We start from the raw sequence: 17,864 nt of genomic DNA on the forward strand, positions 1-17,864 counted from the left end.
CGCCAGGCCGGCGATGTTCCCTGCTTATTCTTCCTGGAATGCTTCTTCGCGCTTGGCCTTGATCGACGGCAGCGCCACGATCACGACCAGCACCGCGGCGGCGATCAGCAGGCCCAGCGACAGCGGGCGCGTCACGAACACGCTGAAGTCACCACGCGACAGCAGCAGCGAGCGGCGGAAGTTTTCTTCCATCATCGGCCCCAGCACGAAGCCGAGCAGCAGCGGTGCCGGTTCGCAGCGCAGCTTGATGAACAGGTAGCCCACCACGCCGAAGGCGGCGGTCTGGAACACGTCGAAGGTGGTGTTCTGGACCGAGTACACGCCGATGCAGCAGAACGTCAGGATGGCCGGATACAGGTAGCGGTAAGGCACCTTCAGCAGCTTCACCCAGATGCCGATCAGCGGCAGGTTCAGCACGATCAGCATCAGGTTGCCGATCCACATCGAGGCGATCAGACCCCAGAACAGCGCCGGGTTGCTGGTCATCACCTGCGGGCCGGGCTGGATGTTGTGGATGGTCATCGCACCCACCATCAGCGCCATCACTGCGTTGGGCGGAATGCCCAGCGTCAGCAGCGGGATGAACGAGGTCTGCGAGGCCGCGTTGTTGGCCGATTCCGGACCCGCCACGCCTTCGATCGCGCCCTTGCCGAATTCCTGCGGGTACTTGGAGGTCTTCTTCTCCAGCGAGTACGCCGCGAACGAGGCCAGCGAGGCGCCGCCGCCCGGCAGGATGCCCAGCGCCGAGCCCAGCGCGGTGCCGCGCAGCACGGCCGGGATCATGCGCTTGAAGTCGTCCTTGGTCGGGAACAGGTTGGTGATGTGGTCGGTGAAGGTCTCGCGGTGCTCCTTCTGCTCCAGGTTGGCGATGATCTCGGCAAAGCCGAAGATACCCATTGCCACCGAGACGAAGTTCAGGCCGTCAGTCAGTTCCGGCACGTCGAACGAAAAGCGCGCTGCGCCCGAGTTGACGTCGGTGCCGACCAGGCCCAGCAGCAGGCCCAGCACGATCATGGCGATGGCCTTGACCAGCGAACCCGATGCCAGCACCACGGCGCCGATCAGGCCCAGCACCATCAGCGAGAAGTACTCGGCGGGGCCGAACTTGAACGCCAGTTCCGACAGCGGCGCGGCAAACGCGGCCAGGATCATGGTGGCGACGCAGCCGGCGAAGAACGAGCCCAGGCCCGCTGTCGCCAGCGCCACCCCCGCTCGCCCTCGCCTGGCCATCTGGTAGCCATCGATGGTGGTCACCACCGACGACGATTCACCGGGCAGGTTCACCAGGATGGCGGTGGTCGAGCCGCCGTACTGGGCGCCGTAGTAGATGCCGGCCAGCATGATCAGCGCGGCCACCGGCGGCAGCGTGTAGGTCACCGGCAGCAGCATGGCGATGGTGGCCAGCGGCCCCAGGCCCGGCAGCACGCCGATCAGGGTGCCCAGCACGCAGCCCAGGAAGGCGTACGCGAGGTTCTGGAAGGTCAGGGCGGTGGAGAAGCCCAGACTCAGGTTGGTGAGTAGTTCCATGTTGGCGGCCTCCTTAGCTTGCCAGGAAAGCCGGCCACACCGGCATCTGCAGGTTGATGCCGTACACGAACGCGCCCAGGCTGATCAGCACCAGGATGACCGCGTTCAGGATGGCGCCCTTCCAGCTGAACTCGTGGCTGGCCATCGACGACACCAGCACCAGCACCAGCACCGACAGCACCATGCCCAGCGGCTTGAGCAGCAGGCCGAACAGCACCACCGAACCGAGGATCCACAACAGCGTCTTGATGTCCCAGCGGGCCAGGCTGTCTTCTTCCGTCTTGGACGACAGCGAGCCGAACAGCACCAGCGCGCCCAGCAGGGCGAGCACGATGCCGAGCCAGAACGGGAAGTATCCCGGTCCCATTTTTGCGGCGGTTCCCATGGAATAACCGCGTGCGACCCAGGAAAAGCCGAATCCGACCAGGATGAACATCAGGCCGGAGGCAAAGTCCTTTTGGCTACGTATGCGCAAAGTGAATCTCCTCGATAAGACTGCTTGAAATCTGCGGCGGGCCTCTTTGCTGGCTTTGCTGCGTTGCACCAATGCAGCGAAATCCGGAGGCCTTCCGGCGGGCAGGGTGGAAGGTAAGGGGGCGACCTTTCAGCTACCTTTCAGATGTCTGCAAATGGGGTCATGGTTCGGGTATCCCCTAGTGAGAGCGCGCTTAAAAGTGCCGCCGAGCCAGGCTGCAGGCGGGTTGGCGGGTGGCAGCCCGGGCTGCTGCGCTATCATCCGGAACGGTCTTGCGCGCCGTGGTGGCCCACCGCGGCGGAAGGGTTCTGAAAGGTTCTGAAAGGTCCTGAAAGCTTCCGCAGGCGAATCCCAGGCAACACAAGGAGCGTTTTGGAAAGCATCGACCATGTCATCCTGCTCGGCGCCGTCGTGATGTCGCTGGGCATCGTGCTGGGCGCGTTCTCGGCGCGCTTCGGCGTGCCGTTCCTGCTGGTATTCCTGGCCGTGGGCATGCTGGCCGGGGTCGACGGCCCCGGCGGCATCCGCTTCTCGGATACCTGGCTCAGCTTCCTGGTGGGCAACCTGGCGCTGGCCATCATCCTGCTCGACGGCGGGCTGCGCACCCGCCTTGCCACCTTCCGGGTGGCGCTCAGGCCATCGCTGTCGCTGGCCACGGTAGGGGTGCTGGTGACGGCCGCCCTGGTGGGGATCTTCGCCGCCTGGCTGCTCGGCATCGACTGGCGGCTGGGGCTGCTGCTGGGGGCCATCGTCGGCTCGACCGATGCCGCCGCGGTGTTCTCGACGCTCAACAGCAGCGGCATCCGGCTCAAGGAGCGGGTCGCGAGCGTGCTGGAGATCGAGTCCGGCATCAACGACCCGATGGCGATCTTCCTGACGCTGACGCTGATCGAATGGCTGACCGCGCCCGAGGGCCTGACGCCGCTGGGGCTGCTGCTGCGCCTGCTGGTGCAACTCGGCGTGGGCGGCGTGCTGGGGCTTGGGCTCGGCTATTGCCTGGCCAATGTGCTGGAGCGCACGCGCGTGGCCGAAGGGCTGCAGTCGATCCTGCTGTGCTCGGGCGGCGCGATGGTCTTCGCCATCGTGCAGACCGTGGGCGGCAGCGGCTTCCTGGCGGTGTACCTGACCGGCATGCTGATCGGCAATCGCGAGCGCGCCGTCACCGCCGACACCATGCGCGCCATGGACGGCATGGCGTGGCTGGCGCAGTCAGCCATGTTCCTGCTGCTGGGGCTGCTGGTGTCGCCGCACCGGATCTGGGAAGTCGCCGGCCCTGCGGTAGCGGTGGCGGCCTTCCTGATGCTGGTGGCGCGGCCGGTGGCGGTATGGCTGGCGCTGCTGCCGTTCCGCTTCAATGCGCGCGAGACCGGCTTTATCGCCTGGATGGGCCTGCGCGGGGCGGTGCCGATCGTGCTGGCGTTGTTCCCGCTGCTGCGCGAGGTGCCGCAGTCGGGGCTGCTGTTCCGCATTGCCTTTGCGGTGGTGCTGGCCAGCCTGCTGTTCCAGGGCACCACGGTGTCGGTGGCGGCGCGGCTGGCGCGCGTGCTGCGCCCGGGCTACCCCGAGCCGCTGGCGCGCTCGCGCCTGCGCGGCACGCGCGCGCCGATCCTGGAAGTGATGCAGTTCGAGGTCGGCCCCAACGCGCCGGTCGAGAACGTGCGTGCCGACCAGCTGGAGCTGCCGCCGCGCTGCCGGCTGATGACGGTGGCGCGCGACGACGCACTGGCCGACCCGGCCCAGACGGTATTGCGCGCAGGTGATGCAGTCTGCGTGCTGGGCCTGACCGTCTCGCTGCCGCTGCTGTCGGCGCTGTTCCAGACGCCGGGCCGGGCACCCACCTGGGAACAGGTCTCGCACGATTTCCTGCTGTCGGGCGACGCGCCGCTGCGCGACGTGGCCGCGCTCTACGGCACGCGGGAACTGACGCCGGACGAAGAGCCGCTGACGCTGGAAAGCGCGATGCAGCGCGCGTTCACGTCGCCCCCGGTGGAGGGCGACAGCGTCGAGATCGCCGGGCTGCCGCTGACGATCACGCGGATGGAGGGCGCGCGGATCGTGCAGGTGGGATTGCTGCTGCCGCGGCTGGAGGGGGATTCGGGCGGGAAGTCGTGGAGGCGAAGGAAAAGGGCAGACAGGCGCGAGCGTGCCGGATAGCGCTGGTTTTCTCCCTCTCCCTGTTTGTCGTCAGTCGACCTTCGCCCCCGACACCTTCACGATCTGCGCATACTTCTTCAGTTCCTTCTGGATCAGCGCCGCGAACTGCTCCGGCGTGGTCGGTGCCGGCTGGGCGCCGATGCGGGCCAGGCGGGCCTTCATGTCGTCGGTCTTCAGGATCGCCACGATCTCGTGGTTCAGCTTCTCCACGATTTCGCGCGGCGTGTTGGCCGGCGCGAACACGCCGAACCATGTCGAGATGTCGAAGCCTTCCAGACCCAGCCCCTTGCCGGCTTCGGCAATGGTCGGCAGGTCCGGGAAGGACGCGGCGCGGCCGGCGGTGGTGACGGCGAAGGCCTTGAGCTTGCCCGCCTTGATGTTGGCCGAGGCCGAGGCCAGGTTGTCGAAGATCAGGTCGGTCTGGCCCGACAGCACCGACAACTGCGCCGGCGAGGCGCCGTTGTAGGGGATATGGACCATGCTGAGCTTGGCCATGCTCTTGAACAGTTCGCCCGACAGGTGGCCGGCGCTGCCGTTGCCGCCCGAGGCGTAATCCAGCTTGCCGGGGTTCTTGCGCGCATACGCGACCAGGTCGCGCACATTGTTGATATGCAGCTCGGCGGCCTTGCCCGGGTGCATCACCAGCACGTTGGGCACGTCTGCAACCAGCGTGACCGGCGCGAAGTCCTTCACGGGGTCATACGGCATCTTGCTGAACAGCGTCGGGTTGATCGCGTGCGTGGCGACCGCGCCCATCACGATGGTGTAGCCGTCGGCGGGCTGCTTCGCGACGTAGTCCGCGCCCAGGTTGCCGCCGGCGCCCGGCTTGTTTTCCACGATCACGGGCTGGCCCAGGCTGTCGCGCAGCTTGTCGCCGATGGCGCGCGCCACGGTGTCGAGCGGGCCGCCGGCCGGGTAGGGCACCACGAAACGGACCGGCTTGGTCGGGTAGGCATTGGTGGCGGCAACGGCGGCGGCCGGCATCAGGGCCGCGGTCAGCGCGGCGGCAAGCAGTTTCTTCAGCATGTTGCGGAGTACAGGAGGATAGGGATTGTCAGCGGGCCCCGATGCCGCGCGCCATCATCACGGCGCACAGCGGCAGCAGGATCACCAGGTGCGATTCGATCATGACCCAGCGCCGTGCCGCCTTGATCTCGGACGGCGGCGGCACGTAATCGGGCAGCCTGCGCGCCTGCTTGCGCCAGCGCGCGATGGCGAAGGTCGGCGGCAGCGAGCACAGCGCAATCAGCACGAACACGCCCATCTTGGCGTGGAACCACGGGTTGTGCAGGTAGAAGTCGACACCCTTGGCGCCGTAGAACAGGCGCAGCAGGCCGGTGGCCAGCGCCAGCATCGCCGACAGGAAATAGAACAGGTCGTACAGCGACAGGCGCCGCACGGTGGCCGGGGTCAGGTCGGGGCGCAGCGCCACGGCTTCGGCGGCCATCAGCGTGATCAGGACGAAGATCGCCAGGAAATGCAGGAAGGCAAGGATGGCGTCGGTCAGCATGGGTTCTCCTTCGCTTTGCGCGGGCGCGCGCAATGTCGCGGGCCCGGGGAAAGTACTTCAGTGGGGGACTGAACTTCCGGAAAGCACCCGCGGCCGGCTGGCCCGCCGCGGGCAGGAGGAGAATCTTACAGCACACCTTTTGCACGAAGTGCGGCGATCTGCGCAGCGCTGTAGTCCAGGGTCTCGGCCAGCACCGCGTCGGTATGCTCGCCCAGCAGCGGCGGGTGGCGCAGCGCCTGCGGCGGCGTCGCGCTCATCTTGATCGGGCTGCCGACCAGCTTGACCTCGCCCGCGCTCGGGTGCGGCAGGTCCACGCGCAGGCCGCGCGCCTTGACCTGGTCGTCCTCGAACACGTCGTCGAGCGTGTTGATCGGGCCGCACGGCACGCCCGCGGCTTCCAGGTCGCGGATCCATTGCGCGCGGGTGCGCGGGCGCACCATCTCGGCCAGGATCGGCACCAGCACGTCGCGGTTGGCCACGCGCTGCGGGTTGGTGGCAAAGCGCGGGTCGTCGGCCAGCCCGGGCATGCCGCCGTCGGTGACGAACTTGCGGAACTGCCCGTCGTTGCCCACCGCGACGATGATCCAGCCGTCGGCAGCCTGGAAGGTCTGGTAGGGCACGATGTTGGGGTGCGCGTTGCCCCAGCGGCGCGGCGCCTGGCCGCTGGCCAGGTAGTTGGTGTTCATGTTGGCCAGCATCGCCACCTGCACGTCGAGCAGCGCCATGTCGATGTACTGGCCCTCGCCGGTGCGGTCGCGGTGCGCCAGCGCCGCCAGCACGGCGATGGTGGCGTACTGGCCGGTCATCAGGTCGGAAATCGCCACGCCCGCCTTCTGCGGGCCGCCGCCGGGCAGGTCGTCGCGCTCGCCGGTCAGGCTCATGAAGCCGCCCATGCCCTGGATGATGAAGTCGTAGCCCGGGCGCGCGGCGTACGGGCCGGTCTGGCCGAAGCCGGTGACCGAGCAGTAGATCAGGTCGGGCTTGACCTGCCTGAGCGCGTCGTAGTCCAGGCCATATTTCTTCAGCTGGCCGACCTTGTAGTTCTCCAGCACCACGTCGCTCTGCGCGGCCAGGTCGCGCACGATCTGCTGGCCCTCGGGCGTGCTGATGTCGCAGGTGACAGAGCGCTTGTTGCGGTTGGCGGCCAGGTAGTAGGCGGCCTCGGCGGTGTCGCGGCCGTCTTCGTCCTTGAGCCAGGGCGGGCCCCAGGTGCGGGTGTCGTCGCCGGCGCCGGGGCGCTCGATCTTGATCACGTCGGCGCCGAAGTCGGCAAGGTTCTGGGCGCACCACGGCCCGGCGAGGACGCGGGTCAGGTCGAGGACGCGGAGATGGCTTAAGGCTCCCATGGCGGTATTCGAGGCAAAGGTAAGGCGGGGATCGGATCCGGAATGCGGGTCGGCGGCACGCCCCGGAAACGGGGCGGCGCGGGTTGGCTGCACTGTACCACCGGCAATCAACGGGCGCCGCCATAAGTGCTTCTTGAGGCTCTCGTGGCGATGGGATTCAGGGCGATAGCCGGCCGCTTCCCGGGCGCCGTGGCTGACCTGCCCGACGGCCTGCCTTGCCCGTATAATCAACGGTTTGCAAATCCCATACTGATTCGTCGCGCCCGGCCACGCCAGGGCAAGCGTCCGCCATCCCATGAAAGTCTCAGACATTCGCAGCAAGTTCCTGCAGTTCTTCGAATCGAAGGGCCATACCGTGGTCCGCTCGTCCAGCCTGGTGCCGGCGAACGACCCGACGCTGCTGTTCACCAACTCCGGCATGGTGCAGTTCAAGGACGTGTTCCTGGGCACCGACAAGCGCCCGTACACCCGCGCGACCTCGTCGCAGCGTTCGGTGCGCGCCGGAGGCAAGCACAACGACCTCGAGAACGTGGGCTACACCGCGCGCCACCACACGTTCTTCGAGATGCTGGGCAACTTCTCGTTTGGCGACTACTTCAAGCGCGAAGCCATCCAGTACGCGTGGGAACTGCTGACCAAGACTTACCAGCTGCCCGCCGAGAAGCTGTGGGTGACGGTCTATGCGGAAGACGACGAGGCCTACGATATCTGGGCCAAGGAAGTCGGCGTGCCGGCCGAGCGCATCGTGCGCATCGGCGACAACAAGGGCGCGCGCTACGCCTCGGACAACTTCTGGCAGATGGCCGACACCGGCCCGTGCGGCCCGTGCTCGGAAATCTTCTATGACCACGGCCCGGACGTGTGGGGCGGCCCGCCGGGATCGCCCGAGGAAGACGGCGACCGCTACATCGAGGTGTGGAACCTGGTGTTCATGCAGTTCAACCGCGACGAGCAGGGCAACATGACGCCGCTGCCCAAGCCGTGCGTCGACACCGGCATGGGTCTGGAGCGCATTGCCGCGGTGCTGCAGCATGTGCACAGCAATTACGAGATCGACCTGTTCCAGGCGCTGATCAAGGCCGCCGCGCGCGAGACCCATATCGACAACCTGAACCAGAACTCGCTGAAGGTCATCGCCGACCATATCCGCGCGTGCGCGTTCCTGATCGTCGATGGCGTGATCCCGGGCAACGAAGGCCGCGGCTACGTGCTGCGCCGGATCATCCGCCGCGCCATCCGCCACGGCTACAAGCTGGGCCAGAAGACCCCGTTCTTCCACAAGCTGGTGCCGGACCTGGTCGAGCAGATGGGCCAGGCCTATCCGGAGCTGGCCGAGGCGCAGTCGCGCGTGACCGAAGTGCTGAAGGCCGAGGAAGAGCGCTTCTTCGAGACCATCGAGAACGGCATGGCCATCCTCGACGCCGCGCTCGCCGACCTGAAGCTCAAGGGCGGCAAGACGCTGGACGGCGAACTTGCCTTCAAGCTGCACGACACCTTCGGCTTCCCGCTGGACCTGACCCAGGACGTGTGCCGCGAGCAGGAAATCGGCGTGGACGAAGCCGCCTTCGACGCCGCCATGAACCGCCAGCGCGAACAGGCACGTGCTGCCGGCAAGTTCAAGATGGCTGCCGGCCTGGAGTACACCGGCGACAAGACCGTGTTCCACGGCTACGAGAAGCTGGAGCTGCCGCAGGCCAGGGTCACGGCGCTGTATGTGGATGGCGCGTCGGTCGACACCATGCAGCCGGGCCAGACCGGCGTGGTGGTGCTCGACAACACGCCGTTCTACGCCGAGTCCGGCGGGCAGGCCGGCGACCAGGGCGTGCTGCAGGCCGCGAATGGCAATGGTGCCGTGTTCGCCGTGGCCGACACCACCAAGGTCCAGGCCGACGTGTTCGGCCACCAGGGCACGCTGCAGGGTGGCACGCTCAAGGTCGGCGACGCCGTGTCGGCGCAGGTTGACGCGCTGCGTCGTGCGCGCACGGTGCGCAACCACTCGGCCACGCACCTGATGCACAAGGCGCTGCGCGAAGTGCTGGGCAGCCACGTGCAGCAGAAGGGCTCGCTGGTCGATGCGGACAAGACCCGCTTCGACTTCTCGCACAACGCCGCGCTGACTGACGCGCAGATCCGCCAGGTCGAAGAGATCGTCAACGCCGAGATCCTGCGCAATGAGGACACGCACGCCGAGATCATGCCGTTCGACGACGCGGTCAAGAGCGGCGCGATGGCGCTGTTCGGCGAGAAGTACGCCGACGACGTGCGCGTGCTGTCGATCGGCACCTCGAAGGAACTGTGCGGTGGCACCCACGTGCACCGCACCGGCGATATCGGCCTGTTCAAGATCGTGATGGAAGGCGGCGTCGCCGCCGGCATCCGCCGCGTCGAGGCCATCACCGGCGACAACGCGCTGCACTACCTGCAAGGCCTGGACGCCAGGCTGAACGAAGCCGCCGCCGTGCTGAAGGCGCAGCCGTCCGAACTGGTGCCGCGCATCGGCCAGGTGCAGGACCAGGTGCGCGCGCTGGAGAAGGAGCTGGAGCGCCTGAAGAGCAAGCTGGCCGCTTCGCAGGGCGACGAGCTGGCGGCGCAGGCGGTCGACGTGAAGGGCCTGAAGGTGCTGGCTGCGCAGCTGGACGGCGCCGACGTGAAGACCCTGCGCGAGACCATGGACAAGCTCAAGGACAAGCTGCAGAGCGCCGCCATCGTGCTGGGCGCGGTCGCCGACGGCAAGGTCAGCCTGATCGCCGGCGTCACCGCCGATGCCACGGGCAAGGTCAAGGCCGGCGAGCTGGTCAACTTTGTCGCCCAGCAGGTGGGCGGCAAGGGCGGCGGCCGTCCCGACATGGCGCAGGCCGGCGGCACCGAGCCGGCCAAGCTGCCGCAGGCGCTGGCGGGCGTCACCGAGTGGGTGGCGGCGAAGGTCTGATCGCCTGCGCGTTGCGCAAGCCAACAGAGAAGGGGCGCCGGTGGCGCCCCTTCTGTTTTCCTACTTCTCGGGGTTCCCCGTGGCGCCCCGCAGTGTCGTCAGCAGATCGATCGGCAGCGGAAACACGATGGTCGAACTCCTGTCTCCCGCGATCTGCGTCAGCGTCTGCATGTAGCGCAGTTGCATCGCCTGCGGCTGCCGCGCCAGCATCTGCGCCGCTTCCAGCAGCTTCACCGAAGCCTGCAGCTCGCCCTCGGCATGGATCACCTTGGCGCGCCGCTCGCGCTCGGCCTCTGCCTGGCGGGCGATGGCGCGGACCATGGTCTCGTTCAGGTCGACGTGCTTGATCTCGACGTTCGAGACCTTGATGCCCCAGCCGTCGGTCTGCGCGTCCAGCACCTGCTGGATGTCGAGGTTGAGCTTCTCGCGCTCGGCCAGCATCTCGTCGAGCTCGTGCTTGCCCAGCACCGAGCGCAGCGTGGTCTGCGCCAGCTGGCTGGTGGCTTCGAGGAAGTTCGCCACCTGGATGATGGCCAGTTCGGGATCGACCACGCGGAAGTACACCACCGCATTGACCTTGACCGAGACATTGTCGCGCGAGATCACGTCCTGCGGCGGCACGTCCATTACCACCGTGCGCAGGTCGACCCGGACCATCTGCTGCACCGCCGGGATCAGCAGGACCAGCCCGGGGCCCTTGACCTTCCAGAAGCGCCCGAGCATGAACACCACGCCGCGTTCGTATTCGCGCAGCACGCGGAACGAGGTGATCACCAGCAGTGCCAGCAGGAAGATCACACCGCCGAAGCTGAATCCATAGGCCATGTCAGGCTCCCTTGTCAGGGGTCGGTTGGGAAGAGGAGGCCGGTGCGCTGCCGGCGGCGATCACTTCGAGCACCAGGCCACTGCGTCCCGTGACCAGCACCGGCGTGCCGCGCGCCAGCGGCGTGGCGCTGCGCACGCGCCAGGTCTCGCCGCGCACGCTGGCCCAGCCTTCATCGCGCAGGTCGTCGAGCAGTTCGCCGCGGCTGCCCACCAGCGTGTCGGCGCCGCTGACCACCGGGCGCTTGCGCGAGCGCATCAGCATCGCCGACATGCCGAACACGAACACCGCCGACAGCGCCGACATCGCCGCCACCATCGGCAGCGGCACGCCAAAGCCCGGCACGTCGGTGTCGATCAGCATCACCGCGCCGAAGGCGAAAGCGATGATGCCGCCGACCCCCAGCGCGCCGAAGGTGGGCAGGAACAGCTCCGCCACCATGCAGCCGATGCCCAGCGCCACCAGCGCCAGCCCGGCGTAGTTGACCGGCAGCATATGCAGCGCGAACAGTGCCAGCAGCAGGCAGATCGCGCCGACGATGCCGGGCACCACCATGCCCGGCGTGGAGAACTCGAAGATCAGCGCGTAGATGCCGATCATCATCAGCAACAGCGCCACGCTGGGCTCGGTGATCACGGCCAGGAAGCGGTTGCGCCAGTCCGGCTCCAGCGTCACCGAAGGCGCGTTGCGCGTCTGCAGCGTGCTGGCCTTGCCGCCGGCGGTGGTCAGCTTGCGCCCGTCGAGCTGGCGCAGCAGTGCGGGCAGGTCGGCCGCGACCACATCGATCACGCGTTGCGCCAGCGCCTCGTCGGCCGACAGGCTGACCGATTCGCGCACCGCGCGCTCGGCCCATTCGGCGTTGCGCCCGCGCAGCTGCGCCAGGCCTCGGATATAGGCCGAGGCGTCGTGCAGCTGCTTGCGCGCCATGGCGTCGCCTGTCGCGGGCGCGCTGGCGGGGGCCGAAGCGGGGCTGGCGCCAGGCAAGGACTCCGGCTTCTGCGGTCCGCCGATGCCGACCTGCACCGGCGTCGCCGCGCCCAGGTTGGTGCCTGGGGCCATCGCCGCCAGATGGCTGGCATAGAGGATGTAGGTGCCCGCGCTGGCCGCGCGCGCGCCGCCGGGAGAGACATAGCTTGCCACCGGCACCGGCGAGGCCAGGATCGCCTGGATGATGTCGCGCATCGATGCATCCAGCCCGCCGGGCGTGTCCATTTCCAGCACCACCAGCTGCGCGCCGGCCTCACGGGCGCGCGCCATGCCGCGCAGGATAAAGCTGGCGCTGGCCGGGCTGACCGCGCCTTTCAGGGGGATCACGTACACCGGCGCCGTGGCCGTGGCCGCGGCCGTGCCCGCCGGCGGGGCCGCGGCGCCGCTGCCGCCGAAGGCAAGCGCGCAGCATGCCAGCACCAGGCTGGACAGCAACCGGAAGGCGCGCAGCAATGCGGTGGAAGGGTTCATGGCAGGGGCGGGGCACGCGAGGTGCCGTGGTGGCGCCACTTCAAGTGTAGGCCACCGGGCACATCTTGCACGCGGCCCCGCAGGCCCGCGAACTCAGGCCGCCGCGAGTTCGGGCCCGGCCGAGCCGGGCGGTGCGGGCGTAAGTTCGGGCAGGGCCTCGACCAGCGCATGCAGCGCGGCGCTGGCCATCGACGGCTGCCACGCCAGCAGCGTGCGCACCCGGCCCGCCGCCCCCAGGCTGTGCTGCTGGATGGCGGGCAGGTCGCGGTACAGGCCCAGCACGGAGCGCGGCACGATCGCCGCGCCGATGCCGGCCGCGACGCAGGCGACGATGGCATGGTAGGAGCTGAGCTGCAGCACCCGGGGCGTCGGCGCCGTGCCGCTCCCGTACCAGGTCTCGAGCCGGGCCCGGTAGTTGCAGCCGGGCTCGAACGCCAGCAGCGTCGGCACCTCCAGGTCGGCCGCGCCGCGCACCGGGCGATGGTGCTCGCGCGTGATCACCACCAGCTCTTCCTCGAACACCGGCACCGCGCGCAGTGCCGGGTCGGCCAGCGGCTCGGCGACGAAGGCGCAGTCGACCTCGAAGCGCGCCAGCGCATCGAATGCCTGCCGCGTCGCCAGCGTCACCAGTTCCAGCTGCACCTCGGGCCAGGCCTGGTGATACGCGGCCAGCACCTGAGGCAGGCGGCTCGCGGCGGTGCTTTCCATCGAGGCAATGCGCAGCCGGCCATGCGGGCGCGCCGGCAGCACCGCGTGGCGCGCCTCTTCGGTCAGCGTCAGGATGCGGCAGGCGTAATCGAACAGGGTCTGGCCCGACGGCGTCAGCACCATGCGCCGGCCGTCGCGCACAAACAGCTCGACGCCCAGCGACTGCTCCAGCTGGCGGATGCGGGTGGTGACATTGGACTGCACCCGGTGCAGCCGCTCGGCCGCGCGGGTGACGCCGCCGGCCTCGACGACGGCGCGGAAGATCTCCAGTGCGGCAAGGTCCATGGCCGGCTCCACAGTTATCCATCAGATTTCAGAATGGCTCGCATCTTGAGAATTCATGTTTCAAGATGATGATGGCAGCGTAGCATACAGGGATCGCAATGCAACCGCTGTCCCCGCAGCCACTCTCATGCCGCGCCCCCAGAGCCTTGAGCCACAACACCCTGCTGCGCGCGTGGCCGCCGCCGTGCCGGCGCGCCGCGAGGCCGGCCCGCTCGCGGTGGCGCTGGCCGGCATGGTATCGCTGGCGGTGGTGATGGGCATCGGCCGCTTCGCCTTCACGCCGCTGCTGCCGATGATGCTGCATGACGGCACGGTCACGCTGGACCAGGGGGGCTGGCTCGCGACGGTGAATTACATCGGTTACTTCGTCGGTGCCGCGGTGTGCATGTTTATCCAGCCGGATGCTGTGCGCATGGTGCGCTGGGGCCTGGTGGCCACGGTGCTGCTGACGCTGGGCATGGCCTTGCCGGGCGGCATGCCGGCGTGGTCGCTGTGGCGTACCGCCGCGGGCGTGGCCAGCGCCGTGGCGATGGTCTACACCGCCGCCTGGTGCCTGCAGCGGCTGGCCGAGCTGGGCAGGCCCGAGCTGGCCGGGCTGATCTTCTGCGGCCCCGGCCTGGGCATCGTGGTCACCGGGCTGGGCGCGTCCGCCATGGTCGGCGCGGGCTGGCATGCCGACCATGGCTGGCTCGCCTTCACCGCGCTGGCGGTGATGCTGGTGGCGGCGGTCTGGCGGATTTTCGTCGCGCCGGCCGCCCTGGCGGCAGCGGTGCCGTCTGCGGGCGCCGCCGAGACCGATACCGACATCGTTACCGGCACGGCGCGGCTCGATGCCGAGGCCTGGATGCTGACGCTGGCCTACGGCCTGGCCGGCTTCGGCTACATCATCACCGCGACCTTCCTGCCGGTGATCGCGCGCCAGGCGCTGCCAGGCACGGTGTGGGCCGACCTGTTCTGGCCGATCTTCGGCGCGGGCGTGGCGGTGGGCGCGTTCCTGGCGACGCGCGTCGGCATGGGGCACGACAACCGCAAGCTGCTGACGCTGCTGTACGGCATGCAGGCGCTGGGCGTGGCGATCGCGGTGGTGTTGCCCAGCGTGGCCGGTTTTGCCCTCAGCAGCTTGCTGGCGGGCCTGCCCTTCACCGCGCTGGTGGCGTTTGCGATGCGCGAGGCGCGGCGGCTGTGGGGGCCGCACGCACCACGGCTGATGGGCCTGATGACCGCGTCCTACGGCCTGGGCCAGATCGCCGGCCCGCCGCTGGCGACCGCGCTGGTGGCGCGCACCGGTGGCTTTGCCGCTTCGCTGGCGTGCGCCGCGGCGGCGCTGGCGCTGGGCGCGCTGGTGTTTGCCTGGATGCGGCGCATGTGGCCGCTGCCGGCCGCCGGGACCAGCCTGAGCCCGGGCGCCGAGGTGCGCTAAAGTAGCGTCTTTGTCGTCCGGCGCGCCGCGCGAAGGGCTGCGGCCGGGTCTGCCGGCATCGCGGTCAGCGGCGCGGCACAGAAGGCCGGGGCCGTACCCGGCACGCCAGACCGGGCGGCGCAGGAGCGACCCCATGTCTTTTGCCTTGCAGCCCGCGCGCGCCGCGGGCGCTTCCCATCCCGTCTCAGCCGAAGAGCAGCGCGTGCGCGTCGACCTGGCCGCCGCGTACCGGCTGGCCGCGCGCGAGGGCTGGGACGACCTGATCTACACGCATATCTCGGCCACGGTGCCAGGCGAGCCGGATCACTTCCTGATCAACCCGTTCGGCTTTGCCTTTGACGAGATCCGCGCCAGTGACCTGGTCAAGATCAACGGCCGTGGCGAGGTCGTCGGCGACACCGTGCATCCGGTCAACGTGACCGGCTTCGCGCTGCACGCAGCGGTGCATGCCGCGCGCGCCGACGCGATGTGCGTGATGCACCTGCATAACACCGCCGGCATCGCGGTGTCGGCGCAGGCGGCGGGGCTGCTGCCGCTGTCGCAGCATGCCATGCGTTTCCATGGCCGCATCGCCTACCACGACTACGAGGGCCTGGCCTTCACCCCGGCCGAGGGCGCGCGGCTGACCGCATCGCTGGGCCCGCATCCGGCCATGCTGTTGCGCAACCACGGCACGCTGACGGTGGGCCGCACCGTGGCCGAGGCCTATGTGCTGATGGCAACGCTGATCAAGGCCTGCGAAGTCCAGATCGCGGCGCAGGCGGGCGGGGCGCTGGTGCAGCCCGGCGCCGCCGTGGCGGACAAGACCTCCGCGCAGCTCTATGACGATGGCGCGGTCGAGGGCGTGCTGGAATGGCCCGCGCTGCTGCGCAAACTGGATAGAATCGATCCTTCCTACCGGGACTGAAGGCAAGGACTTTCCCGCCCGGACCACAACAATCAATCAAGCACAGGAGCAATGCATGCCGACTTTCCACGTCGAAATGTTTGAAGGCCGCACCATCGAGCAGAAGCGCAAGTTTGTCGAGGAAGTGACCCGCGTAAGCTGCGAAACGCTGGGCTGCTCGCCGTCGGCGGTCGACATCATCATCACCGATATCAAGCGCGAGAACTGGGCCACCGGCGGCGAGCTGTGGGCCGACAAGAAGTAAGGCGCCACGCCCCTCCACACTGAACACCATGCAGCACTTCGCCTCCGACAACTACGCCGGCTTCTGCCCGGAATCGCTCAAGTATTTCCTGGAAGCCAACGGCAGCGGCCATGAGCAGGCCTATGGCGACGATAGCTGGACGCAGAAGGTCTGCGACCGGATCCGCGACCTGTTCCAGACCGATTGCGAAGTGTTCTTCGTGTTCAACGGCACGGCGGCCAACTCGCTGGCGCTGTCGGCGCTGTGCCAGTCGTACCACTCGGTGATCTGCCACGAACTGGCGCATATCGAGACCGACGAATGCGGCGGGCCGGAGTTCTTCTCCAACGGCTCCAAGCTGCTGACCGCGCCGGGCGAGCATGGCAAGCTCACGCCCGACGCGGTCGAGGCGCTGGTCACGCGCCGCGCCGACATCCATTACCCCAAGCCCAAGGTGGTGTCGCTGACGCAGTCGACCGAAGTCGGCACCGTCTACAGCGTCGAAGAGGTGCGCGCCATCGCCGCGATCGCCAAGCGCCGGCAGCTGCGCGTGCACATGGACGGCGCGCGCTTTGCCAACGCGGTGGCGTCACTGGGCGTGCATCCTTCCGAGATCACCTGGCGCGCGGGCGTCGACGTGCTGTGCTTCGGCGGCACCAAGAACGGCCTGCCGGTGGGCGAGGCGGTGGTGTTCTTCGACCGCCGCCTCGCCGAGGACTTTGCCTACCGCGTCAAGCAGGCCGGGCAGCTGGCGTCGAAGATGCGCTTTATCTCCGCGCCGTGGCTGGGGCTGCTCGAGAACGACGTGTGGCTTGCCAACGCGCGCCATGCCAATGCGATGGCGCAACTGCTGCAGCAGCGCATCCGCGAGATCCCGGGCGTGCGCATCATGTTCCCGACCCAGTCCAATGCAGTCTTCGCCGAGCTGCCGCTGCCGGCGATCGAGGCGCTGCGCGCAAAGGGCTGGCGCTTCTACACCTTTATCGGCGCGGGCGGCTGCCGTTTCATGTGTTCGTGGGACCTGCAGCCGCAGACCGTGGAGGCACTGGCCGCCGACATGCGCGCTGCCTGCAGCGCGTAGCGGGGCCGAATCCCGCCAGCGCATACTGATAACGACGAGACACAGGAGCCCCCATGACTTACCGATTCTGCCCGCAGTGCGGCGGGCCGCTGGAGCTGCTGCCGCTGTCCGGGCGCGAACGCCACGCCTGCGTGCAGCAGGACTGCGGCTTCGTGCACTGGAACAACCCGCTGCCGGTGCTGGCGGCGGTGGTGGAGTACCAGGACAAGTTGCTGCTGGCGCGCAACGCCGCGTGGCCGGAGAAGATGTTTGCGCTGGTGACCGGCTTCCTGGAGCGCGACGAGCCGCCCGAGCTCGGCGTGGCGCGCGAACTGAAGGAAGAGACCAATCTCGATACCGAGTCGGTCGCGCTGATCGGCGTCTACGAGTTCATGCGCAAGAACGAGCTGATCATCGCCTATCACGTCAAGGCGACCGGCACCGTCGAACTGTCCGAGGAACTGGCCGAATACAAGCTGGTGGCGCCCGAGGACGTGCGCGTGTGGTCGGCCGGAACCGGCTTCGCGGTGGCCGACTGGCTTGCCGCACGGGGCTACCCGGTGCGCTTCTTCGATCGCCAGACCGGCGCCGACATTCCGGACCCGCGCCGCCCCCATGACTTCAGCCAGGCCGGGGCTTCGCTACAATACCGCTGGTAAGGCCGGTTTTTCAGCCAGCCTCCAGCCCCCAAGCATCAGAGGAAGAGACGAATGGAGTTCCAGAAAGAAGTGGACGCCCGCGGCCTGAACTGCCCGCTGCCGATCCTGCGCACCAAGAAGGCCCTGGCCGACATGGCCAGTGGCGACGTGCTCAAGGTGCTGGCGACCGATCCCGGCGCCACGCGCGATTTCCAGGCCTTTGCCAAGCAGACCGGCAACGAGCTGCTGTCGCACTCGGAAGTGGACAAGGTGTTCGTGTTCTACATGCGCCGGCGCTGATGGATGGCTCCCGTTCCCGCGCGCGGGAACGGGAGCGTTGATCCGTCCGACAAGGAAAAAGCCGCCCGAGAGCGGCTTTTTCTTCGTGCCCGCGACGGCGA

Annotated in this window: 16 protein-coding genes; 8 read left to right on the forward strand and 8 right to left on the reverse strand. The window is 68.3% G+C overall.

The annotated features are described in order from the left end of the window. Positions 1-24 precede the first annotated feature (24 nt). Both FHX60_RS02860 and FHX60_RS02865 read right to left on the reverse strand, forming a co-directional pair. Positions 25-1,527, reverse strand: a complete 1,503-nt coding sequence (locus tag FHX60_RS02860) for a tripartite tricarboxylate transporter permease (protein ID WP_112774507.1) — start codon at positions 1,525-1,527, stop codon at positions 25-27. A 13-nt stretch (positions 1,528-1,540) separates the two neighbouring features. Continuing rightward, positions 1,541-2,002, reverse strand: coding sequence for a tripartite tricarboxylate transporter TctB family protein (locus FHX60_RS02865; RefSeq protein ID WP_092307001.1), 462 nt, complete (start codon positions 2,000-2,002; stop codon positions 1,541-1,543). Between the two features lie 372 nt (positions 2,003-2,374). On the opposite strand from FHX60_RS02865, the gene FHX60_RS02870 reads away from it, so the two are divergent. Beyond that, positions 2,375-4,156, forward strand: coding sequence for a potassium/proton antiporter (locus tag FHX60_RS02870; RefSeq protein ID WP_183282503.1), 1,782 nt, complete (start codon positions 2,375-2,377; stop codon positions 4,154-4,156). A 30-nt stretch (positions 4,157-4,186) separates the two neighbouring features. Here the strand turns inward: FHX60_RS02870 and FHX60_RS02875 are convergent, their stop codons facing one another. The 3 genes from FHX60_RS02875 to FHX60_RS02885 form a co-directional block, all read right to left on the reverse strand. Further along, positions 4,187-5,182 carry a tripartite tricarboxylate transporter substrate binding protein gene (locus FHX60_RS02875; RefSeq protein WP_112774509.1) on the reverse strand — a complete coding sequence of 332 codons (996 nt, stop codon included), beginning with the start codon at positions 5,180-5,182 and terminating at the stop codon, positions 4,187-4,189. Between the two features lie 28 nt (positions 5,183-5,210). Continuing rightward, positions 5,211-5,666 (reverse strand): DUF2214 family protein, encoded by a 456-nt coding sequence (locus FHX60_RS02880; protein ID WP_183282504.1) that lies wholly within the window; start codon positions 5,664-5,666, stop codon positions 5,211-5,213. A 125-nt stretch (positions 5,667-5,791) separates the two neighbouring features. Continuing rightward, positions 5,792-7,012: a CaiB/BaiF CoA transferase family protein gene (locus tag FHX60_RS02885; RefSeq protein WP_183282505.1), complete on the reverse strand. Its 1,221-nt coding sequence runs from the start codon at positions 7,010-7,012 to the stop codon at positions 5,792-5,794. 295 nt (positions 7,013-7,307) lie between these two features. On the opposite strand from FHX60_RS02885, the gene alaS reads away from it, so the two are divergent. Continuing rightward, entirely contained in the window at positions 7,308-9,941 is a 2,634-nt protein-coding gene (gene alaS, locus FHX60_RS02890) for an alanine--tRNA ligase (RefSeq protein WP_112774511.1), read from the forward strand. 60 nt (positions 9,942-10,001) lie between these two features. Here alaS and FHX60_RS02895 read toward each other — a convergent pair whose 3' ends face one another. From FHX60_RS02895 to FHX60_RS02905, 3 genes are all read right to left on the reverse strand, one after another. After that, positions 10,002-10,766 carry a slipin family protein gene (locus FHX60_RS02895; RefSeq protein ID WP_183282506.1) on the reverse strand — a complete coding sequence of 255 codons (765 nt, stop codon included), beginning with the start codon at positions 10,764-10,766 and terminating at the stop codon, positions 10,002-10,004. A gap of 1 nt (position 10,767) precedes the next feature. Continuing rightward, positions 10,768-12,222 (reverse strand): NfeD family protein, encoded by a 1,455-nt coding sequence (locus FHX60_RS02900; protein ID WP_183282507.1) that lies wholly within the window; start codon positions 12,220-12,222, stop codon positions 10,768-10,770. 93 nt (positions 12,223-12,315) lie between these two features. After that, complete coding sequence (locus FHX60_RS02905; RefSeq protein ID WP_112774514.1) at positions 12,316-13,215, reverse strand: LysR family transcriptional regulator; 900 nt, start codon at positions 13,213-13,215, stop codon at positions 12,316-12,318. A gap of 127 nt (positions 13,216-13,342) precedes the next feature. Between FHX60_RS02905 and FHX60_RS02910 the strand changes: the two genes are divergently transcribed. The 6 genes from FHX60_RS02910 (at position 13,343) to FHX60_RS02935 (ending at position 17,763) form a co-directional block, all read left to right on the forward strand. Continuing rightward, a complete protein-coding gene (locus FHX60_RS02910; RefSeq protein ID WP_183282508.1) occupies positions 13,343-14,635 on the forward strand; it encodes a YbfB/YjiJ family MFS transporter in 1,293 nt (430 codons plus the stop codon). A 133-nt stretch (positions 14,636-14,768) separates the two neighbouring features. After that, the gene (locus FHX60_RS02915) at positions 14,769-15,542 is read left to right on the forward strand and encodes a class II aldolase/adducin family protein (protein ID WP_183282509.1); all 774 of its coding nucleotides are present in this window, start codon (positions 14,769-14,771) and stop codon (positions 15,540-15,542) included. A gap of 55 nt (positions 15,543-15,597) precedes the next feature. Beyond that, the gene (locus FHX60_RS27645; RefSeq protein WP_012353493.1) at positions 15,598-15,786 is read left to right on the forward strand and encodes a 4-oxalocrotonate tautomerase; all 189 of its coding nucleotides are present in this window, start codon (positions 15,598-15,600) and stop codon (positions 15,784-15,786) included. A 28-nt stretch (positions 15,787-15,814) separates the two neighbouring features. After that, positions 15,815-16,846: a threonine aldolase family protein gene (locus FHX60_RS02925; RefSeq protein ID WP_183282510.1), complete on the forward strand. Its 1,032-nt coding sequence runs from the start codon at positions 15,815-15,817 to the stop codon at positions 16,844-16,846. Between the two features lie 53 nt (positions 16,847-16,899). Continuing rightward, a complete protein-coding gene (locus tag FHX60_RS02930) occupies positions 16,900-17,484 on the forward strand; it encodes an NUDIX hydrolase (protein WP_092307025.1) in 585 nt (194 codons plus the stop codon). Between the two features lie 51 nt (positions 17,485-17,535). Continuing rightward, positions 17,536-17,763 carry a sulfurtransferase TusA family protein gene (locus FHX60_RS02935; RefSeq protein WP_010813669.1) on the forward strand — a complete coding sequence of 76 codons (228 nt, stop codon included), beginning with the start codon at positions 17,536-17,538 and terminating at the stop codon, positions 17,761-17,763. The last annotated feature ends 101 nt before the right edge of the window (positions 17,764-17,864 follow it).

This window comes from Cupriavidus alkaliphilus, from assembly GCF_014191175.1.
Classification (GTDB): Bacteria; Pseudomonadota; Gammaproteobacteria; order Burkholderiales; family Burkholderiaceae; genus Cupriavidus; species Cupriavidus alkaliphilus.